This window comes from Carboxylicivirga fragile (genome assembly GCF_050589805.1).
Classification (GTDB): domain Bacteria; phylum Bacteroidota; class Bacteroidia; order Bacteroidales; family Marinilabiliaceae; genus Carboxylicivirga; species Carboxylicivirga fragile.
In genome coordinates this window covers 40,139-61,499 of record NZ_JBNGOY010000014.1, presented here as the reverse complement: position 1 = coordinate 61,499, position 21,361 = coordinate 40,139, and the positions used below count along the sequence as shown (strand labels likewise).

General features: G+C 37.5%; 15 protein-coding genes. 10 read left to right on the top strand and 5 right to left on the bottom strand.

Annotated elements, in window-relative coordinates; genetic code table 11:
- Positions 1-17: 17 nt before the first annotated feature.
- The 3 genes from ACRD7B_RS08065 to ACRD7B_RS08055 all read right to left on the bottom strand — a co-directional run bounded on the left by ACRD7B_RS08065 (position 18) and on the right by ACRD7B_RS08055 (position 6,857).
- Positions 18-4,598 carry a hypothetical protein gene (locus tag ACRD7B_RS08065; protein ID WP_430823995.1) on the bottom strand — a complete coding sequence of 1,527 codons (4,581 nt, stop codon included), beginning with the start codon at positions 4,596-4,598 and terminating at the stop codon, positions 18-20.
- Positions 4,599-4,745: 147 nt separating this feature from the next.
- Positions 4,746-5,453: a class I SAM-dependent methyltransferase gene (locus ACRD7B_RS08060; protein WP_430823994.1), complete on the bottom strand. Its 708-nt coding sequence runs from the start codon at positions 5,451-5,453 to the stop codon at positions 4,746-4,748.
- A gap of 150 nt (positions 5,454-5,603) precedes the next feature.
- On the bottom strand, positions 5,604-6,857 hold the full coding sequence (locus ACRD7B_RS08055; RefSeq protein ID WP_430823993.1) for an aminotransferase class I/II-fold pyridoxal phosphate-dependent enzyme: 1,254 nt from the start codon (positions 6,855-6,857) through the stop codon (positions 5,604-5,606).
- A 293-nt stretch (positions 6,858-7,150) separates the two neighbouring features.
- On the opposite strand from ACRD7B_RS08055, the gene ACRD7B_RS08050 reads away from it, so the two are divergent.
- The 8 genes from ACRD7B_RS08050 (at position 7,151) to ACRD7B_RS08015 (ending at position 15,603) form a co-directional block, all read left to right on the top strand.
- Entirely contained in the window at positions 7,151-7,981 is an 831-nt protein-coding gene (locus ACRD7B_RS08050) for an outer membrane protein assembly factor BamD (RefSeq protein ID WP_430823992.1), read from the top strand.
- A gap of 11 nt (positions 7,982-7,992) precedes the next feature.
- Positions 7,993-8,328 (top strand): DNA-directed RNA polymerase subunit omega, encoded by a 336-nt coding sequence (locus tag ACRD7B_RS08045; protein ID WP_430823991.1) that lies wholly within the window; start codon positions 7,993-7,995, stop codon positions 8,326-8,328.
- Between the two features lie 115 nt (positions 8,329-8,443).
- Entirely contained in the window at positions 8,444-9,655 is a 1,212-nt protein-coding gene (coaBC, locus tag ACRD7B_RS08040) for a bifunctional phosphopantothenoylcysteine decarboxylase/phosphopantothenate--cysteine ligase CoaBC (RefSeq protein WP_430823990.1), read from the top strand.
- Between the two features lie 18 nt (positions 9,656-9,673).
- Positions 9,674-10,570, top strand: a complete 897-nt coding sequence (gene porD / locus ACRD7B_RS08035) for a type IX secretion system protein PorD (RefSeq protein ID WP_430823989.1) — start codon at positions 9,674-9,676, stop codon at positions 10,568-10,570.
- A gap of 4 nt (positions 10,571-10,574) precedes the next feature.
- The gene (recN, locus tag ACRD7B_RS08030) at positions 10,575-12,230 is read left to right on the top strand and encodes a DNA repair protein RecN (protein WP_430823988.1); all 1,656 of its coding nucleotides are present in this window, start codon (positions 10,575-10,577) and stop codon (positions 12,228-12,230) included.
- 135 nt (positions 12,231-12,365) lie between these two features.
- Positions 12,366-13,211, top strand: coding sequence for an enoyl-ACP reductase FabI (locus tag ACRD7B_RS08025; RefSeq protein ID WP_430823987.1), 846 nt, complete (start codon positions 12,366-12,368; stop codon positions 13,209-13,211).
- Positions 13,212-13,386: 175 nt separating this feature from the next.
- Entirely contained in the window at positions 13,387-14,292 is a 906-nt protein-coding gene (gene cysD / locus ACRD7B_RS08020) for a sulfate adenylyltransferase subunit CysD (protein WP_430823986.1), read from the top strand.
- Between the two features lie 33 nt (positions 14,293-14,325).
- The gene (locus ACRD7B_RS08015; RefSeq protein ID WP_430823985.1) at positions 14,326-15,603 is read left to right on the top strand and encodes a sulfate adenylyltransferase subunit 1; all 1,278 of its coding nucleotides are present in this window, start codon (positions 14,326-14,328) and stop codon (positions 15,601-15,603) included.
- A gap of 96 nt (positions 15,604-15,699) precedes the next feature.
- Here the strand turns inward: ACRD7B_RS08015 and ACRD7B_RS08010 are convergent, their stop codons facing one another.
- Positions 15,700-17,316, bottom strand: coding sequence for an OmpP1/FadL family transporter (locus tag ACRD7B_RS08010; RefSeq protein ID WP_430823984.1), 1,617 nt, complete (start codon positions 17,314-17,316; stop codon positions 15,700-15,702).
- Positions 17,317-17,347: 31 nt separating this feature from the next.
- The gene (locus ACRD7B_RS08005; RefSeq protein WP_430823983.1) at positions 17,348-18,805 is read right to left on the bottom strand and encodes a hypothetical protein; all 1,458 of its coding nucleotides are present in this window, start codon (positions 18,803-18,805) and stop codon (positions 17,348-17,350) included.
- Positions 18,806-19,048: 243 nt separating this feature from the next.
- On the opposite strand from ACRD7B_RS08005, the gene proS reads away from it, so the two are divergent.
- Complete coding sequence (gene proS, locus ACRD7B_RS08000; protein ID WP_430823982.1) at positions 19,049-20,524, top strand: proline--tRNA ligase; 1,476 nt, start codon at positions 19,049-19,051, stop codon at positions 20,522-20,524.
- Positions 20,525-20,660: 136 nt separating this feature from the next.
- Positions 20,661-21,353 carry a hypothetical protein gene (locus tag ACRD7B_RS07995; protein ID WP_430823981.1) on the top strand — a complete coding sequence of 231 codons (693 nt, stop codon included), beginning with the start codon at positions 20,661-20,663 and terminating at the stop codon, positions 21,351-21,353.
- Positions 21,354-21,361: the final 8 nt, after the last annotated feature.

Here is a 21,361-nt window from a genome sequence, read left to right as displayed (position 1 = left end):
TATTAGTGCCAAAGATATTATTTTAAATTTAACTTACGTGAAATTACTCCTTCTTTAGAAGTAATTTTTACGATAACTAATCCATTAAAAGTACTGTTTATCGTATTTAAAGTACCTGATTGTAATCTTTGATTATCAATTAACCTACCAGAAAGGTCATACATTTCAAAAAGTGGTTCTGTTAATTCTGGTAGATCAATAAATATGTTATTATTTGAATTGTAAATGTTGACAGTCTCTGAAAGTTGGCCAGTATTTATATTGGTTGCCTCTTGTTCAGAAATATGTAAAACAAATCGCGTTTTATTGATGCCACCACTTGTAGTTGTAAAAGTGAAAGGTATATTTGGTATTAGCTCTTCGATAGGTGCATTATTATCAGAAGTATCTTCAATTTTTACAACAACATCCTTATCAAAGCCTTTCAAATCACTTATGATGATGTCGTATGTACCTGCGTTTTTACATTTATATCCCAAGTTAATTGCGATACCATCGCCTATAGTATTGTAGGTGTCGATTGTTAAAGATTTACCTTCATTAACTGTAAATAGTTCAAGTAATTCGTCGTTATATGAGGCAAAGCGTTTTTCAGAGTCATATATGTCATAACTATCAAAAGCTGAAGAATGGAATGCAACTAATAATTCATCTAAATTTCCGCTATTATCACCTTTGAAACGAATGGATTTAGCTTCGGTATCAGACTTTACATTTTTCAAATAAGTATAGTTTGAACTAACTCGAGCTCCTTCGGGTATGGTAAGTAAACCTGAACTCTGCCCTATGGTTACTTGCGTCCAAAACGAATGCATAGATGGAATATGACTCGGATTAGTCGGTCTAACATTAGTACCTGCTCCAAGATCTCCATTGTAAGTCCCATATTGGCCGGATTCATTGCGAAGTACATAAAAATGATTGTTCATGTTCGTTTTTACAATACCTGCATTGTCCCAGTCTATGGCACAGGGATAAGGATTACCTGCAAGGTTCCATCCATAGTTGTCGGGTGTAATTGTGCGCACTGTACTGAAGTTATATGAAGCAGCACTATTAAAGCTACCACTGAAACTTAATGTTGTGCCACTTGTGCTCCAGGCAGAATAACCAACGCCAGCAATCATTGCCTCCGTACTACCTAAAGTAAGCCATGTAGCATTGCTGGCATCACGACGATAAACACTACCATTAACTCCCGTATTTTGAGGTGTAGCACCTGACACAGGTGATGCAATAAAATAATCGTAAGATTCAGTCGATATTTGCTGTAAAGCCACCATGTTTGAACCTGGCATTTCAGTAATTGTGCCTCGATTAATAAATGTGGCATTACCTAAGGCTTCTGTATTAGACGAAGCCAACTCTAATGTTCCTTCCAGTATTAGTTCGCCTCCTATTGCTATAATAAGTTCCGCTCCAGCTTCAATGTTAACATTGTTAGTGGTGTGTACTGATGTAATGGTTGGATTGTTTGCCGTAACAGGAATTAGAACACTAATGCCATTGGTAAAATTATCGCCTACCCAATTAAAATCATCACCAAAATCATTGGACTCAGAACCATCCCAAATATTGTATTGGTCTGTTCTGAATTGGCAAGTTTGAACGCTGCCTTGTGCTGTTCCAATGTTGTTTTCTACTGGGAGAATTGTTACATCGATGTATGAGAATGCGGGTAAGTTTGAACTAGGTGTTATTGTAATGAGCGTTTTGCCTGCATTAATAGTTGCACTAAAAGGTATCGGGCTACCACCTGATTCAAGAGTTATTAATGTTGCTACATTAGCATCAGTGATCTCTGTTCCACCAATGAAACGAATAGCTTGGTCATATGATACTTCAACGTTGGATAGTATACTAACATTAAAAGTGCCATCGGCAGGGGTGAAGGTGGTGATTGGAATTGATCCTTGCGTTGTGAATGATAATTCAGTAGGAATCGTTTCTTCGATTAAAACAGGAGTAAGATCTTCAAAGTAATACGAAATACAATATGCGATATAATCTGAAGAAGGAGTTAAATCGGTTGTGTTTATACTATACTCCGTATCTTGATTATTTACGGTTATTGATTTGCTACGTTCTATCGGAACACTTTGATTATTTCCATCAAGCCCCTGGAATACTTGCAGTAAAGAAGGAGCAGGTTCACTTGACAAGAGCACAACAAATTTGGTATAAAAAACATTACTATTAGTGTTTGTTACGTTTGTGTTTATGGTTGCTTGCGTATCGGTTACGTTTGATGTGTTAGGGTAGCCAATATTGTATGAGGCGCTCGCCATTAAGGTTGTGAAGCTTACTTCCGTTGGCACCGTTTGTTCAATCAATGAAGGATTGAAGCCATTGTAGTAAAAGGATACGCAATATGCCGTGTAATCTGTACTTGCAGTAAGGTTACTAACTGCACTAGCATAATCAGTGTCCGCATTGGTCACCGAAATTTCTTTAAAGTAATCGCTTCCAACAGCTTGTCCATTGCTGTCTTGTCCATTGAAGACTTGACTAAGATCAGGTGCTGGTTCTGAGCTTTCAAGGATAACAATTCTAGTGTAATGTTGTTTTCCACCTGTATTTGTTAAGTTGGTGATTAGGTTAGCCGAATTTTCAGTAATAGAATTGGCCAATGGGTATCCAACAGTATATTCTGCAGTAGCATCTATAGTTGTAAAAGGTACTTCAGTAGGGATACTAGACTCGACTGGTGTTGGGGTAAAACCATTGATATAATAGGATATGCAATAGGCAATGTAATCAGTAGAGCCTGTCAGCGCCGTCGCATCAATGCTGAATTGGGTGTCAGAACTTGAGATGGTCATTGTTTTGCTTTGTTCAGAAGCAACAATGTTATTATCTCCATCTCTTCCTTGATAAACTTGCTGTAAAGTTGGTGCGTTGGCACTTGCTGGAATGATAACAAATTTTGTATAATATATTGTGCCATCAGTGTTGGTTAAACTGGAATTAATACTTACCTGATTGTCGGTTATATTATCAGCATTGGGAAAACCAATAGTATAATCCGCAATAGCAACTTGTGTTGTGAAAGTCGCTTCCGTTGGCACTGTTTGTTCAATTAGCGAAGGAGTGAATCCATCGTAATAAAAGGATACACAATATGCCGTGTAACCTGTATTTGAAGCAAGGTTACTAATCGCGCTAGCATAGTCGGTGTCAGCATTGATTACCGAAATTTCTTTGAAGTAATCGCTTCCAACGGCTTGTCCATTGCTGTCTTGTCCATTGAAGACTTGACTTAGGTCAGGAGCTGTTTCTGTACTTTCGAGAATAACAATTCTGGTGTAATATTGCATTCCTCCTGTATTTGTTAGATTGACTATTAAATCGGCTGAATTCTCAGAGATGGCACTAGCCAATGGATATCCAAGTGTATACTCAGCGGTAGCATTTAGCGTAGTAAAAGGCACCTCAGTAGGTATGCTAGTCTCAATCGGAGTTGGCGTAAAACCATCGATGTAATAGGTAATACAGTATGCAATGTAGTCAGTTGAGCCCGATAATGCAGTTGCATCTATGCTATATTGCGTGTCAGAATTAGAGACAGTAATAGTTTTACTTTGTTCCGAATCGACAATGTTATTATCTCCATCTCTACCTTGATAAACCTGTTGTAAAGTTGGGGCATTTGCAGTTGCTGGAATCACTACGAATTTTGTGTAGTAGACAGTGCCACTGGAGTTGGCTAAACTGGTGTTTATACTTACCTGATTGTCGGTAATATTATCCGCACTTGGAAAGCCACTTGTGTAATCGGCTATTGCAACTAAAGTTGTGAAAGTTTCCTCTGTTGGAACAGTTTGTTCAATCAACGAAGGAGTGAAACCATCGTAATAAAACGATACGCAATATGCAGTGTAATCTGTATTTGAAGCAAGGTTACTTATGGTGCTCGCATAATCAGTATCCGCATTGGTTACCGAAATTTCTTTATAGTAATCGCTTCCTACAGCTTGTCCATTGCTGTCTTGTCCATTGAAGACTTGGCTTAGATCAGGAGCTGATTCAGAGCTTTCGAGAACTACAACTCTGGTATAGTGTTGCGTCCCGCCTGTATTGGTTAAGTTGGTGACTATGTCGGCCGAATTTTCAGAGATAGCACTTGCCAATGGATACCCAACTGTATATTGGGCGGTAGCATTTAGAGTGGTGAAAGGAACTTCGGTGGGGATGGTCGATTCAATGGGGGTTGGCGTAAAGCCAGACATGTAGTACGAAATACAATAAGCGATATAGCTTGTCGAAGGATTTAAATTCGTTGCATCCAAGCTGTAGTCCGTATCTTGACTCGGTATGCTGATGGTTTTGGTATGATCTGATGGAACCGGAAGACCATCTCCACCGAGTCCTTGATATACTTGAATTAGAGATGGTTTTGTGGCATCTGATTCTAATACGACAAATTTTGTGTAATATATATTCCCACTCGTGTTTGTGATATTAGAAGTTATCGTTGTTTCACTTTCAGTAATTCCTGAGGCTAGAGGAAACCCCGTTGTATATGATTGCCCACTTAAATGCCCAGAAAAGAGAAATAGTAATGCTATAGTAAAAATATTATAAATATGTTTCATCATGATCGTTTTAAAGGGCATTGGTTTAAATATCAAAACGAAAGATACTATTTTGATTTTAAACATAAAACCACAATTTGGAAATATTTGATGACTTAAGTTGTTCGATAATAAAGTAATAAGTGTTTGAAATGTTTATACGACAAACGACTATAAAAGTTGCAGTCGTGCAAGGTAGTCGTAATGAGGGCCATCGGCTATTTTTTCAAAGGAGAAACCATTTTTATAGGCTTCTTGCGACAACAATGCAGCATCAATAAAAAGCCATTTAAATTGGTCGCTTTTTTGATCTTCGTAGCTCATTGAGTAGCTAACCTCACCGTAGTACTCTTCGTCAGATGGAATTATGTCCGAATCTTCATCCATAAATAGGTAGCGCAGGTCAGAGCTATCTAATATTATTTGCCCACCTGAAGCTAGCAGTTTTTTAACCTGAGCGAAGAATGTTGGTAATTCATCAATGGTTTTAGCTAAACCTATACCATTCATCATGAGCAGCAAGGTATCGTATTTATTTTCTGATTCAAACTCGAAAAAATCACTTGTAACATAGTTCTTAACACCACGCTGCAATGCTGCTTGTTTGCAGCCTATTGATGTGTCGATGCAATCAACAGCTAATCCTTTATTTTGAAGGTATAAGGCATGGGAGCCAACACCAGCACCAATATCTAACACTCTGCCTTTGCATAGCATCAATGCTTTTTGCTCAATATCGGGCATTTGATGAAATGATCGAAAGAGGTAGTTGACCGGAATAAAATCATCTTCTGCAATGTCTGACTTTACTAGTATCTGATTATCTTTTTTACCCGAAAGATAATCGAGTGCTGCTTTTCCAAAAGGATCATTTTTCATTCCGTATCTTTTTCTAAAGTTAAAGAATAGCTTGTTTTAATGGAATATAACAAGACAAGTAATAAGAGTGTTGCGTCTTGTTATGGATTGCTCATCAATAACAAAGGCCAATTCATACGAATTGGCCTTTGTTCTATATCTATAAAGACATTACAATACGCTTGCGATTTTATCCGCTTTGTATTTGCCATCTTTTAATTTTTCTTGTACTTCCGAGAATGCTTTGATCGTATATTCAACGTCTTCGATTGTATGAACAGCTGTTGGTATAATACGAAGCATTATCTGATCTTTTGGAATAACAGGGTAAACTACAATAGAACAGAAGATGTTGTAGTTTTCGCGCAAATCCATTGTGATTTGTGTTGCTTCAGGTACATTTCCTTCGAGGAAAACCGGGGTAACAGGAGATTCTGTTTCTCCTAAGTTGAAGCCCGCAGCTTTAAGTCCTGATTGAAGCGCATTAACAACCTTCCAAAGATTCTCTTTGTGTTCTGGTTGTTCACGCAACATCTCTAACCTTTTCAATGCACCGTATACCATAGGCATTGGTAGTGATTTTGCGAATATCTGTGAACGTAAATTGTAACGTAAGTAGCTAACAACTTCTTCAGTACCTGCAACAAATCCACCAATACCTGCCATCGATTTGGCAAAAGTACTAAAGTGTACGTCAATCTGATCAGTCACATCAAAGTGTTCAGCAACTCCAGCACCAGTTTTACCCATCGTACCAAAACCATGTGCATCATCAACTAAAATGCGGAAGTTATATTTTTCTTTAAGCTTTACGATGTCTTTTAGATTACCAAGATCACCGGCCATGCCAAATACACCTTCGGTAATTAAAAGGATACCACCTTTCGTGTCTTTTACGCGTTTGGTAGCAAACTCAAGCATTTTCTCGCATTTAGCCATATCGTTATGGGCAAATACAAAACTTTTACCACCTTTTGCTTTATGTAAAAAGATACCGTCCATGATACAAGCGTGCGATTCTGAATCATACACTATTACATCATTTCGAGTTACTAAAGTGTCGATAATTGATACCATTCCCTGGTAACCAAAATTGAGCAAGTACGAGTCTTCGTGACCTACAAATTCAGCTAATTTAGCCTCCAGTTCTTCGTGTTTGCTGGTGTGTCCCGACATCATGCGAGCGCCCATTGGGTAGGCCATTCCAAATTCTGCAGCTGCATCTGCATCTGCTTTTCTTACATCAGGATGATTGGCTAATCCCAGGTAGTTATTTAAACTCCAGGTAAGAACTTCTTTCCCACGAAACTTCATCTTTGGACTAATCTCACCTTCCAATTTTGGAAACATGAAATAACCGTGAGCTTCTTTACCGTATTGACCCAAAGGGCCCATGTGTTCTTTTATCTTGTCGAAAATGTCCACTATATTGAGCTTTAAAAATTCGTGGCAAATGTAATGTTTTTAGTAGTCTTATGAAAAAAACAAGTTAAAAATTACAAAGTAATGCATGGTGCAATCATCTATGTTTGTTGATTATTAGAGTGATAGTCGATTGTGTTACTAAATAAAGTTTAATCTGAAACAACTTGATTTATGCAGTATATATTAATTTAGGGCTTGTGAGGTTTTAAAGTAAAGCATATCTTTGCACGATGTTTTAAAGTCTTTGAATAGGCTTTAAGGTTTATTAATGGACGATATTGTAAATAAATCATATGAGAATTAAGTACTTAGTGATTTTGGTGGTTGTTTTTACTACTCTTTTAAATACCGGATGTAGTAATTATCAAAAGTTGCTTAAGAGTCAGGATTATGAGACGTGGTATACCGAAGGTGTTAAATACTACGAGAAAGAGGACTATACTCGTGCTGCATCCTTATTGGGGCCTCTAATGAATATTTACCGAGGAACGGACAAGGCTGAAGATATAAATTACATCTATGCTAACTGTTTATATGGTTTACACGACAATATTAATTCAGGACATTATTATCGCGAATTTGCAAAGAATTTTCCGGCAAGTCCAAGGGCTGAGGAGTGTTTGTTTATGAGTGCATATACGTATTATAATCAATCGCCAAAACCTCGATTGGATCAAACTACAACTGAGCAAGCAATACAAGAATTTCAGTTGTTTATTAATATGTATCCTGAAAGTGCAAGGGTTGAAGAGTCAACTCGTCTGATGGATGAGCTTCGTGATAAATTGGTATATAAGTCGTACCTAAGTGCAAAGCTGTATTATGATTTGGGCGACTACTTAGGTAATAATTATAAATCAGCGGTGATTGCTGCTGAAAACAGTTTGAAAGATTTTCCAGATACCAAGTATCGTGAAGAATTGTCGTTTTTGATTTTAGAATCAAAATATATTCAAGCTGAAAAAAGTGTTGAAGAAAAAAAGGAAGAAAGAATCAGAGATGCTATTGATGAGTATTATTCTTTTATCAATGAATTTTCTGAAGGGAAATATAGAAAAAGAGCAGATCGTATTTTGAGTAATTCAGAATCGATGCTGAAAGGTTATGATGTTGCAGAAAAATAAATAGTTAAGATATGTCAATCGACTACAAAAAAACGAATGCACCAGTTTCTACCGTTACTTGGGATAAGAATGAATTATCTGAGTCAACTGGTAATTTATATGAATCGCTGGTAGTTATAGGTAAACGTGCTAATCAGATTAGTGCTGAGATGAAGGAAGAGTTGAATAGTAAACTTCAAGAATTTGCTTCATATACCGATAACTTAGAAGAGGTATTTGAAAATCGTGAGCAAATTGAGATTTCTCGTTTCTATGAGCGTTTGCCGAAATCTGTTTGCATTGCGACTCAAGAATTTGTTGAAGGTGGTGTTTATCACCGTAATCCTGATGCAGAAGAAGCAGAGTAAGATCACGGATGTAATGATTGCCTAAGGGTAATTGTGAATCATCGTTAGAATATTATACTTATAAAAAGATAAAGGATGATGAACTATTTTCCTTTATCTTTTTTTATTTTACGGTATGCTAAAAGGAAAAAAGTTTATTCTAGGTGTCTCGGGTGGTATTGCTGCCTACAAAACTGCGCATTTGATTCGTCTTTTGGTGAAGCAAGGAGCAGAAGTACAGGTTATAATGACCAAGTTGGCGAAAGAGTTTATTACGCCCTTAACCTTAGCTACTTTATCAAAACGACCTATTTTAGTTGATTTCTTTAATCCTGAAAATGGAGATTGGAACAGTCATGTTGATAATGGACTTTGGGCCGATGCCATGATAGTAGCACCTGCTACGGCTAATACGATGGGGAAAATGGCCAATGGGGTTGCAGATAATCTCTTAATTACAACCTATCTTTCAGCACGATGTCCTGTGTTTATTGCTCCAACAATGGATTTGGATATGTACCAGCATCCATCGACAGTTCGAAATATGGAAACATTGCGATCGTATGGCAACTATATGATTGAGCCCAATTCGGGTGAATTGGCTAGTGGTTTAGTTGGTAAAGGTCGAATGGCAGAGCCCGAAGAAATTGTTGATTCATTAAATGCTTATTTTACGGCGAACCAGAAATCTGATTTTGAAGGAAAGTCTGTTTTGGTTACGGCTGGGCCTACACACGAAAAGATTGATCCAGTGAGATTTATAGGCAATTATTCATCCGGAAAAATGGGGTATGCCATCGCGCATGAATTTGCTCAACGTGGGGCGATAGTTACCTTGGTAAGTGGGCCAACGTCTTTGAGTGTTGATCATCCCAATATTAATAGGGTGAACGTGGTTTCTGCTTCTGAGATGTACAATGCTTGTAGCCCGGTTTTTCCTAATGTGGATGTGGCTGTTATGTCGGCTGCAGTTGCTGATTATACGCCGGTGACAAAGGCGCAAATAAAAATTAAACGTGTCAATAAGGATTTGAATATTGAGTTAGAGTCAACCGTTGATATAGCAAAGGATTTAGGGCATAAGAAGAAAGACAATCAGCTTGTCGTTGGTTTCGCTCTGGAAACGAATGATGCCGTTAATAATGCCAAGAAAAAGTTAGAAAGCAAGCAGCTTGATATGATTGTTTTAAATACCTTGGAGGATGATGGCGCTGGCTTTAATGTGGATACGAATAAAATTAGTATCGTCGACAAGCAAAATAATACCAAAGATTTCGCGTTGAAGTCTAAGGTTGAGGTTGCTGTTGATATTGTTAATGAAATTCAGACCTTGCTAAACTCTAAATAAATACTGAAAATTATTCTTATGAGAATTGCCATTTTTGTTTTGTTTTTAAACATTAGTACCATGCTTTCTGCACAGGAGTTTCAGTGTGCTGTTCAGGTGGTTTCGCCAAGTATACAAGGAACAAATAAAAAGGTGTTTGAAACCCTCCAGAAAGAAATAATGGAGTTTATGAACAATCAGAAATGGACGAGTGATGTGTTTAAGCCTGAGGAGCGCATTGATTGTAATATTCTTATCAATATTGCTGAACAAATTTCCATAGATGAGTTTAAGGGCTCAATTCAGATACAGGCTAGACGACCGATCTATAATTCGGCCTATCACTCGGTATTATTTAATCACCAGGATGTTGATTTACATTTTAAGTATGTAGAGTTCGAGTCGTTAATTTACAATCCCAATAATTTTGATTCAAATTTGGTGGGTGTTCTGGCTTATTATGCTTTCATTATTTTAGGAATGGATTATGATTCGTATCAGCCGAGTGGAGGCACTCCTTATTTTCAGCAAGCAGAACAGATTGTGAGTCGTGCGCAAAACGCAGTACAAGCAGGATGGAAATCGTTTGAAAGTCAGCGTAACCGTTATTGGTTGGTTGAGAATATTTTAAATGAGTATCACCGTCCATTGCGACAATGCATGTACAGCTATCACAGAATAGGTTTGGATGTGATGAGCGATAAGGTAGAAGATGGACGGGCTTCAATCTTAAAGGGTTTGGAGCAGTTACGTAAAGTTCAACGTCAAAGGCCTGGATCGTTTTACATGCAAGTTTTCTTCACAGCAAAATCGGATGAGTTGGTTAAAATATTTGAAGAATCGTTTTCAATGGAAAAAGGTAGAGCTGTTGAAGTTTTGAATGAAGTAGATCCTTCGAATAATAAGAAGTACGAAAAAATATTAACTGCTAAATAAGACAATGTTAAAGTCACTTTCCATTTCGAATTATGCATTAATTGATCGAATCGAAATTAATTTTGATGCCGGATTAACTGTTATTACTGGCGAAACCGGAGCTGGTAAATCAGTGTTGCTTGGAGCCTTAGCTTTAATTCTTGGTCAACGAAGTGATTTAAGTGCTTTGTTGGATCGCGATCAGAAATGTGTAGTTGAAGGAGAATTTTCTGTTGAGCAATATGGTTTAGAAGCTACATTTAAGGAGCATGATGTGGATTATGAGTCATTAACAATAATACGGCGCGAGATTCTTCCATCTGGTAAATCGAGGGCCTTTGTTAATGATACACCGGTTAATTTGGCCTTTCTAAAGACGATTGGAGCGTCGTTAATTGATGTGCATTCGCAGCATCAGAATTTATTACTTGACGACAATGGATTTCACCGCTTGGTGATCGATAGTGTGGCCAGCAATAGATCATTGTTGGAGGATTATCAGAAAATTTATAATGAGTATCTGACATTAAATAAGAGAATTGAAGAAATTGTTGCGGAGAATAATCGTCAAAAGGATGATTTAGATTATATGCAATTTCAGTTCGATCAGCTTGAGGAAGCAAACCTAAAGCTTGACGAGCAAAATGAATTGGAAGAGAGGCTTAAAGAACTTTCGCACGTTGAGGAAATAAAAACTTCGCTTTCCATCGTTGTTGGCGGTCTCGCTGACGAATCGAATGGAGTGCTTGAGTCACTTCGTGCGTCCTTAAATGCGATTAATACGATACAACAGTATCTGAATGATGGCGATGAATTAGCTCAACGTATTAATTCATCATATATTGATTTAAAGGATTTATCAGACGATTTGGAAACTAGGGTTGAAGATTTAGAATACGACCCAGTGGCCATACATACAACTCAGGAAAGGTTAGATTTAATTTATAGTTTGCAAAAGAAGCACCATGTTGATTCGGTTGAAGCATTAATAGATTTACATGGTCAGTTACAAACTAAAATTAATAAGTTGAATTTTTTCGATGAAGAGCTGAAATTGTTACAGACCGATTTAGAAAAATTATCAGACCAACTTACTAAGATTGGTAAAGAGCTAACGAAATCTAGACTTGCTGTTTTCGATCAGGTTAAACAAACTATCGAGAAACACCTGATAGAATTAGGTATGCCACATGCTAATTTTGTTATTAAAAACGAAGCAACAAAAAGTTTCACTTTGCATGGAATGGATAGTATTGAATTCTTATTTGCTGCAAATAAAAATGGAACACCATCTTCTATTAATAAAGTAGCATCGGGAGGTGAAATGTCGCGTGTGATGCTTAGCATTAAGGCATTGTTGTCATCGGCAAAAGGATTACCTACCATCATATTTGACGAAATCGACACAGGTGTTTCGGGTGAAGTGGCAGATCAGATGGGAGTCATCATGTCAGAAATGGCACGGAATATGCAAGTGGTGAGTATCACTCATTTACCTCAGATTACTGTTAAGGGTAGTGAGCACTTTAAGGTATTCAAAACAGACAGTGAGGATAAAACTATTTCTCAAATTAAGAAACTATCAAAGGAAGAACGTGTGGTGGAAGTGGCAAAGATGTTAAGTGGTGCGAATTTAACTGATGTAGCCCTCGAAAATGCACGTATGCTATTGAATAATTGATATTAGCTGACTAAATTGAAGAACTTTTTATCAGTTTAATTGTTTTTTATTATCAGATTACTTTAAAATAATTGAAATTGTAACTTGTGCTGTACAACATATAGTCTATATTTGTGCGCTCAAAAATAAAATGATATGGGATTTGATCTTTTAAAAGGAAAAAGGGGTATTATATTCGGAGCACTCAACGACATGTCTATTGCATGGAAAATCGCTGAACGCGCTCACGAAGAAGGTGCTCAATTCACATTATCTAATACTCCAGTTGCTTGCCGTATGGGTGAAGTGATTGATCTGGGTAAAAAGTGTAATGCTGAAATTATTCCAGCTGATGCGACTAAGGTATCTGATCTGGAAGAGGTTTTTTCTAAATCACAGGAAATTTTAGGTGGAAAAGTAGATTTTGTTCTCCACTCAATTGGAATGTCCTTAAACGTTCGTAAAAAACGTGTATATCACGATTTGGATTACAATTATTTGAATAAGACTCTGGATATCTCAGCTATATCTTTCCATAAAATGTTACAAGTAGCTTTTAAAATGGACGCTATCAGTGAGTGGGGCTCTGTTTTAGGTTTAAGTTATGTTGCTGCACAACGTACATTGTATGGATATAACGATATGGCAGATGCGAAAGCATTACTTGAGTCGATAGCCAGAAGTTTCGGTTATATTTATGGACGTGAGCGCAAAGTACGTGTAAACACAGTTTCACAGTCGCCAACCATAACAACGGCAGGTAGTGGAGTAAAAGGCATTGATGGCCTAATTGACTTTTCTGATCGTATGTCGCCGCTTGGTAATGCTGATGCAGATGATTGTGCTAACTATTGTTTAACCATGTTCTCTGATTTGACTAAGAAAGTAACCATGCAAAATCTTTTCCATGATGGTGGTTTTTCGAATATGGGTATGAGTCTTAGGGCTATGACTCAATATAATAAGAGTTTTGATCAGAATGAAATAGAAGATTTATACTAGCTAATTAAAAAGGGTGTGTAAAGCACCCTTTTTTTATAGGGATTATTTCCTGTAAATCAAAGCGTTTAAATTTTTGGAATCGTACTTAATTAATTAAATTTGGCGTCGTTTTAAACAAACGACGTTTGTGTTTTAAACACATTCTAGTAAAAAAGTAGGAAAAATTAATCTTATCATGGATAAATACCGGATAAATCACCTTAAAGAGTTAGAAGCTGAATCAATCTTCGTTATTAGGGAGGTTGCGGCTCAGTTTGAAAATCCTGTCATGCTATTTTCAGGAGGAAAAGACTCAATTGTGATGTTTCATTTAGCGCGTAAGGCGTTTTGGCCTGCAAAGGTTCCATTTCCATTAATGCATATCGATACGGGGCATAATTTCCCGGAAGCTATTGAATATCGCGATAGAACAATGGAGGAGACCGGGACTAAATGTATTGTTGCTTTGGTTCAGGATTCAATTAACGAAGGTAGAGTTGTGGAAGAGAAGGGTGTTAATGCCAGTCGTAATAAACTGCAGACAACTACTTTATTGGATGCCATAGAAAGTCGCAAGTTTGATGCTGCCATGGGTGGTGGTCGTCGCGATGAAGAAAAAGCACGTGCTAAGGAAAGATTCTTTTCACACCGTGATGAGTTTGGACAATGGGATCCAAAAAATCAACGACCTGAGTTATGGAATATCTTTAACGGTCGTAAAAATATGGGTGAGCATTTTCGTGTTTTCCCGATAAGTAACTGGACTGAGATGGATGTGTGGCAATACATTTATATGGAACAGATTGACTTGCCAAGTTTGTATTTTACTCATAAGCGCGAGGTGTTTAATCGGGATGGTGTTTGGTTGGCCAAATTGCCATTTATGCAATTGAAAGATACCGAAGAGGTAAAAGAGCTTGATGTGCGCTGTCGTACCATTGGTGATGTTACTTGCACGGGTCTTACACTTTCAACGGCTAATTCATTAGAAGATATTATCCATGAAGTTGCGTCAACACGTACAACAGAGCGTGGAGGCAGAGCGGATGATAAACGTTCAGAATCTGCTATGGAAGATCGCAAGCGCGAAGGCTATTTTTAAATCATCTTGTAAAATCTGAAAAAATTAAATAATATGTCCGGAAAAGAATCAGGATATCTTGATATGGAGCTTTTACGATTCACTACTGCAGGTAGTGTTGATGATGGTAAAAGCACTTTGATTGGTAGGTTATTATACGATAGTAAAGCAATATTTGAGGATCAGATGGAGGCCATTGAACGTGCAAGTGAGCGTTCTGGTCATGAGGATGTGAATTTAGCTTTGTTAACAGACGGTCTGCGATCGGAACGTGAGCAAGGTATTACCATTGATGTGGCTTATCGTTATTTCGCAACACCCAAACGAAAGTTTATAATTGCAGATACGCCGGGGCACATTCAGTATACTCGTAATATGGTTACTGGCGCTAGTACTGCCAATGTAGCACTTATATTAGTAGATGCACGTCATGGAGTTTTAGAGCAGACTTTACGTCATGCTTTTATTGCTTCCTTACTTCAGATACCTCACGTTATCTTTTGTATCAATAAAATGGACTTGGTTGAGTATAGTCAAGAACGATATGAGCAAATTAAGGCTGATATTGATGCCGTTTCTTCAAAGTTGTCGGTTAAAGATATTCGTTTTGTGCCAATTAGTGCATTAAATGGAGATAACGTTGTAGATCGTTCGGAACCAATGTCGTGGTACGATGGGCCAACCTTGATGTATTTATTGGAGAATATCCACATCAGTAGCGATATCAATCACGAAGATTTCCGTTTTCCTGTTCAATACGTTATTCGTCCACAATCGGCAGAATGGCCTGATTATCGTGGGTACGCCGGTCGTGTATCTAGCGGAGATATCAAACTAGGTGATGAAGTAACAGTATTGCCTAGTGGATTTGCTTCTAAGGTTAAGTCCATTGATATGATGAATGAGTCGATGGAAGTTGGTTTTGCTCCTCAATCGGTTTCAATTACTCTTGAAGATGACATTGATATTAGTCGTGGCGATATGATCGTTAAGACAAATAACGGAAGAGCTCCTCAAAATAGTCAGGATATTGAATTGATGATTTGTTGGTTTAACGAACGTGCTTTGGTGCCACGCGGTAAATACGTTATTCGCCACACTTCATCAGATGCACGCTGTATGATTACCGAGGTCAAGTATAAGATGAATATCAATACCTTGGAAAAAAACGAGGAGGATAAGTCGGTTGGTATGAACGATATTGCACGTGTTAAGCTCCGTTCAACCAAGCCTTTGTTTTTCGATTCTTATAACCGTAATCGTTTTACAGGAAGTGTTATTTTGGTTGATGAAGGAACCAATGAAACGGTTGCTGCAGGAATGATTATTTAAAAGATACTTTTTTTGAAAAAAGTGGCCTTATTAATAATATTTAAGGATGGCATCTTTATTTCTATGTTTAGGAAAAAGATGCCATCCGTATTTTATTTAGAACTTCCAACCAAAGGTAAAAGCTGCTTGGTGCTTTCTATTCGACAATTCTATAGGTTCATTAAAGGAGAGGCCTTCCAGAACTGCGTTTTGACTTGTGTTAAGATAGTAGTTGCTCTCATTAGTTTTAAGAGCGTAAGCAACATCAAAAAAGAAGTTTTTGTTTCTTATTCCAATACCGCCTGTTGCCATCCATTGGGTGGGTTCAATGTCAACAAATTCCTTTTTTATATAAGAGTCAAAGTAGGCAGCACCTAATCTTACTGCTAAATATGGTAAGGGTTTGATCTCAATTCCAGCTCTCATGTTATGTGCAATTTTCATTTGATTCGAAATGTCGTCGTTAATTGCATCAAAATAGGTTTGGTAACCATCTTTAGAAGTCATTTTTGAGCTTGTATGATCTGTCATTTCATAGTCGAATGATAGTAGTGCAAATTTGCTTAATATTAATGCAGCACTTGCTTCTACCTTATAGGGGGTGCGGTAATTATAAGTGAATTCGTCAATATCTGTTTTAGCATGATGGTTATCGCGATTAACTAAATAACTTTCGATACCTTGATAGTATTCATCTTTAATTTCCATAAAAGAAGGTGTATGAATAGATACGCCAAGGCGCAAAGGGTTAAGGTTTAGAATAGCTCCAAATTTACCGTTGATGCCAAATCCTTTTTGAGTAAGTAAGCCATAGGCATCAAAATAATCTAAATCCTTTGGACCACTTGGATTGAAGCTATTGGTATTTATTTCGCGAAAACTTTCTTTTTGCTCAAAGCGAAATGATTGAAAATTTAAAGATGCTCCAAGCATCAAAATATGGCTAACATTGGCTCCAAAGGTTATGCCATATTCACCTGCATAACCGCTTTGATCAATTATGTTTTTTTGATTAATTCCATTTGCGTTGCGGTAATAGATTTCACTGGTTCCATCATCGTAATCGATTACATCTTCGTATTGACTATAGTAGATAGTTCCATCATCGAAAACCGGATCCATTAAGTATGTATCATATGCTAGGCCTGCTCTTCCATTCAATTGATCAGGATATGCGTTGCGAGGAATAAAGTTGCCACTCGCATCGTAATAGCCATGTGCTTCGTTTCGAATAACACTTAAAAGAGTTCTAACATCTGTATGTTGTCCGTTATCGTCATAGAGTCCATCTTTAATACCTGTTCCAATTTGCATGTTGGATTTAAAATTAAAGTCTGCTGTTCTATTATAGGTAAATCCAAAGTGCGTACTTATTATTCCCTTTTCTTTTTCTCTCAATGGGCGATAAGTGGTTACAAAACCAATCTGATTCAAAGGGAAAGAATAGTTGTCTTCTGATGACTTAATCCCTTGGTATGTTGCTTTGTTTTGGTTGAGCGAAATGGATGGTGTTATTGCAAATTCTGATGTTCTATAAACAGCAATGCCTGCAGGGTTAATGCTTAAGGCGCTTAAATCCCCACCTAAGGCACCAAATGCGTTTGCCATTCCCATTGATCTGGCGGTGCCCGTGAGTTCATTTTGGTTGAATCGAATTGCATCGTCTAAACTTTGAGCTTGGGCAATACAAGTTATGACTGCAATTGTGAAAATTGTAGTTATTATTTTTTTCATTTCAATCTAATTTAAGGTTTGATGTTTACTTTTAACGTCTACCTCCACTGCTTCTGCTGGACCCACCACTACTTCTGCTTGAAGATCCACTACTTCCCGAAGAACTTCTGCTACCTGAACTGCTAGAACTACCTGAGTAACTTCGACTACTGCTACCAGAAGAACGAGATGGTGAGTAGGAGCTTCTGGAATTGCTATTTGAGCTTCGCGAAGGAGAATAGGAGCTACGAGTTGTTGAGCTTTTGTTGTTGCTGTAATTGCTTCTATTTGAGTTGCCAGAATATGTTCTGTTGGTACTTCTTGTTGAAGTATTTCTATTAACATTACTGGTTCGGTTATTGGAACTTGGTCGTGTATAAGAACTTGATCTTCTATTTGAGGAGTTGGTGCTTCTGCTAGTAGAGGTTCCTGAACTTGATCGTGTAGTTTGGTTGCCAGTATAACTTCTGCGAGTAGCTCTGGTCGAGCTATTTTGTTTGTTTGTTGAAGTTGATTTTGTGTTCGGGTTTTGACGGTTTGAGTATGAATACGTTCTTCCTGAATTTGTATCAGTTACAGTTCGTTTATTTTGTTCATTGTATGATACTCTAGTGTTGCCAACAGTGTAAGGGTCTTTGTTTATAAAGGTTTTAGTTTTTATGTAATCTGAACGTCCGCTTGATACGGAACTACCTCCTGGCCTAACAGAAGTTGCTTGCCCTCCTCGAGGTCTATAATTTCTTTCTTGTGCAATAGTACCACTTCCTCCAGGGTAGTAACCGCCACCACCACCATAGTAGTAGCCATTATTCCATCCGTTGTAATAGCCGTGGTGATACCCTGGCCAATAACCACAACTATACCAATGACTGTGTCCGTAGCCATACCCATACCATGGATCATAGTAGCCGCCATAGCCCCATCTCCATGGATTGTGGTATCCATAATTAAACCGATAGTTATTGTACATGGGGCTTGTCCATGATGGAAATGCATAGGCATAGTTGCCATCTACATAAACATTCCAATCCCAATTGTTGAAATAAACCATGTCATTATAAAGAGGCGACCAATAAGGAATACCGTTGAATGGTCCATGGAAACGAATCATACGTTCAGCATAATCCTGGTCCATTTGTCCGCCTTGGAAACCATTTACCCAATAACCGGTTTCTTCGTTGTAATAAACCAATGAATCGGTTTCCTGGATACTGTCGTTGCTTAAAAGAGTCAGATACTCATTTTGTATTTGGGAGAAATTGCGATTATCTTCTTGTGCAAACTCAGTTTTTTGATAATCTCTTGTTAGTTCATTGAAATCTTTCTTATCCTGTTTCTTAACTTCTTTATCTTCCTTAACCGGGATATAGTCATCAGAAACAGTCATGGGAGAACTTTGCGGACGATAATAAATGTCGTCTTCGTAATAACTGCTGTCTGTCCATTGAGTAGAGCTACAGGCAGCTAATAATGATAAAGCGAGCAGGCTTAAAAGCGATCTAAGTTTCATAATGATTCCTCCAAAATTGAACTGGCATAATTGCACTTAAAAACAAGCAAGTATCGTACCATAATCTTAAAAAATGCAAAAAAAGTTAAAAATTTTACCATTTATTTAAAATGCACTCTGCCAATCGTACAATTTAATACCTGAGCAATATTAAAAAAACGATGCTAACAGCCTAATATTTCGCTTGAAATTTTGTTATTTTGTGCCTCTTATACAATGTAGGAATAAAATAAGGATAAAGATATGGCAAAAGTATTAACGCCGAGGAGTGAAAGTTATTCGCAATGGTACAACGACCTTGTGATAAAAGCAGATTTAGCTGAGAATTCAGCAGTGCGTGGATGTATGGTGATTAAGCCCTATGGCTATGCTATTTGGGAAAAAATGCAGGCTGAACTAGACCGTATGTTCAAAGATACTGGTCACGAAAATGCTTATTTCCCCTTATTTATTCCAAAATCATTTTTTAGTAAAGAAGCAGCCCATGTTGAAGGTTTTGCTAAAGAATGTGCTGTTGTAACTCATTATCGATTAATGAATGACCCTAATGGGGATGGTGTGGTTGTTGATCCGGAGGCCAAGTTGGAGGAAGAATTAATTGTTCGACCTACTTCTGAAACCATAATATGGAATACCTATAAAAATTGGATTCAATCCTATCGCGATTTACCAATTAAGTGTAATCAATGGGCTAATGTTGTTCGTTGGGAAATGCGTACCCGTTTATTTCTTCGCACGGCTGAATTTCTTTGGCAAGAAGGGCACACGGCTCATTCAACAAAGCAAGAAGCCATTGAGGAAACAGAAACAATGATTAATGTTTATGCCGATTTTGCTGAAAAGTTTATGGGTGTGCCTGTTATTAAAGGTCTCAAGACGGCCAGTGAACGATTTGCTGGGGCATTAGAAACCTATACCATTGAGGCATTAATGCAGGATGGTAAAGCACTTCAGTCTGGAACGTCTCACTTTTTAGGTCAGAACTTTGCCAAAGCTTTTGATGTTAAGTTTGCCAATAAGGAAGGAAAAGAGGATTATGTTTGGGCTACATCATGGGGTGTTTCTACTCGTTTGATGGGTGCCTTAATTATGGCTCACTCCGATGATAAAGGTTTGGTATTGCCTCCTAAATTGGCGCCTTACCAAGTGGTTATCGTTCCTATTTATCGTAAAGATGAAGAATTGGAAAAAATTAAGGTAGTAGCTGAAGATATCAAAGCTAAATTAAGATTGCGTGGTATTGATGTGAAGTTTGATTTTAGTGATAACAGAAAGCCAGGCTGGAAATTTGCCGAGTATGAATTAAAGGGTGTTCCAGTTCGTTTAGGAATTGGTCCTCGCGATTTGGAGAATGGAACTGTTGAAGTGGCGCGTCGCGATAACTTGACTAAAGAGGTTGTTGCGCTTGATGGAATTGATAATCACATTGCGGATTTATTGGAACAAATTCAGGCAAATATTTACCAAAAGGCTCTTGGTTTCCGTGCAGAAAGTACTTGCTCTGTTGATTCTTACGATGAGTTTAAGAAGGCATTGGATGATAAACCAGGCTTTATTTTTGCTCATTGGGATGGCACAGAAGAAACAGAAAAGCGCATCAAGGATGAAACGAAGGCGACGATACGTTGTATACCTTTGGATCAACCGGATGAAGAAGGCGTTTGTATGGTTACAGGTAAGCCATCTAAAAAACGTGTTATGTTTGCACGCTCCTATTAAGAGGATTATAAATTTTAATATACTAAGGGAAATCATATTTGATTTCCCTTTTTTTGACTTTATTTATTGCATAGATTTACTTTAACTATTGTAATTGGAACCATTTGTTTGGTAAAAGCAATTAAATAAAACGTTTATGAGCAAAAGTGAATTAATAAAAAAGGGTATAGTTCAGCTATTGAATACCAAGGCAGTAATTAAGCAAGATGTTTATGCATCTACACGAAAATATTTCGAGAACCTGAAAGAAGTACTTGTAAAGGTTGTTGACGAATATAATTTACAAATTGAGAATCAAGATAAACGAATACAACTGCGATTTCAGGACAAAGGAGAATATGTGGCTCAGTTGAAGGTAGCTGGCGATGTTTTAGTTTTCCATATGCATACTAATACCTTTGAATTTGACCGCGAGCATGAAGTTTGGAAGAGTGAATATGTAAAAGGTAATGTAGCTAATTCGTATTGTGGGGTTATTAATATTTACAACTTCCTGCACGATTCCTTTCGCTATAATCGTATGAATGATATTGGTTATTTAATAGCTCGTGTTTTTGTAAATCGTGAGGGACATTACTTTGTAGAAGGGAAGCGACAACATGGAACAGGTATTAAAGATTTCGGCACATCAATATTATCTCCTGATAAGTGGCAACAAATTGTTGAGACGGCTGTTTTATATGCGCTTGAGTTTGATTTATTGGTACCACCATACGATGATGTTAAACTTATTTCGATGTTGCAGATGAATGATGAAATGATGAATTCGCAGATGCGCACTGGTAAACGACTCGGTTTTGTTTATAATGCAGATGATGTATCGCAATAGGTAGTAAT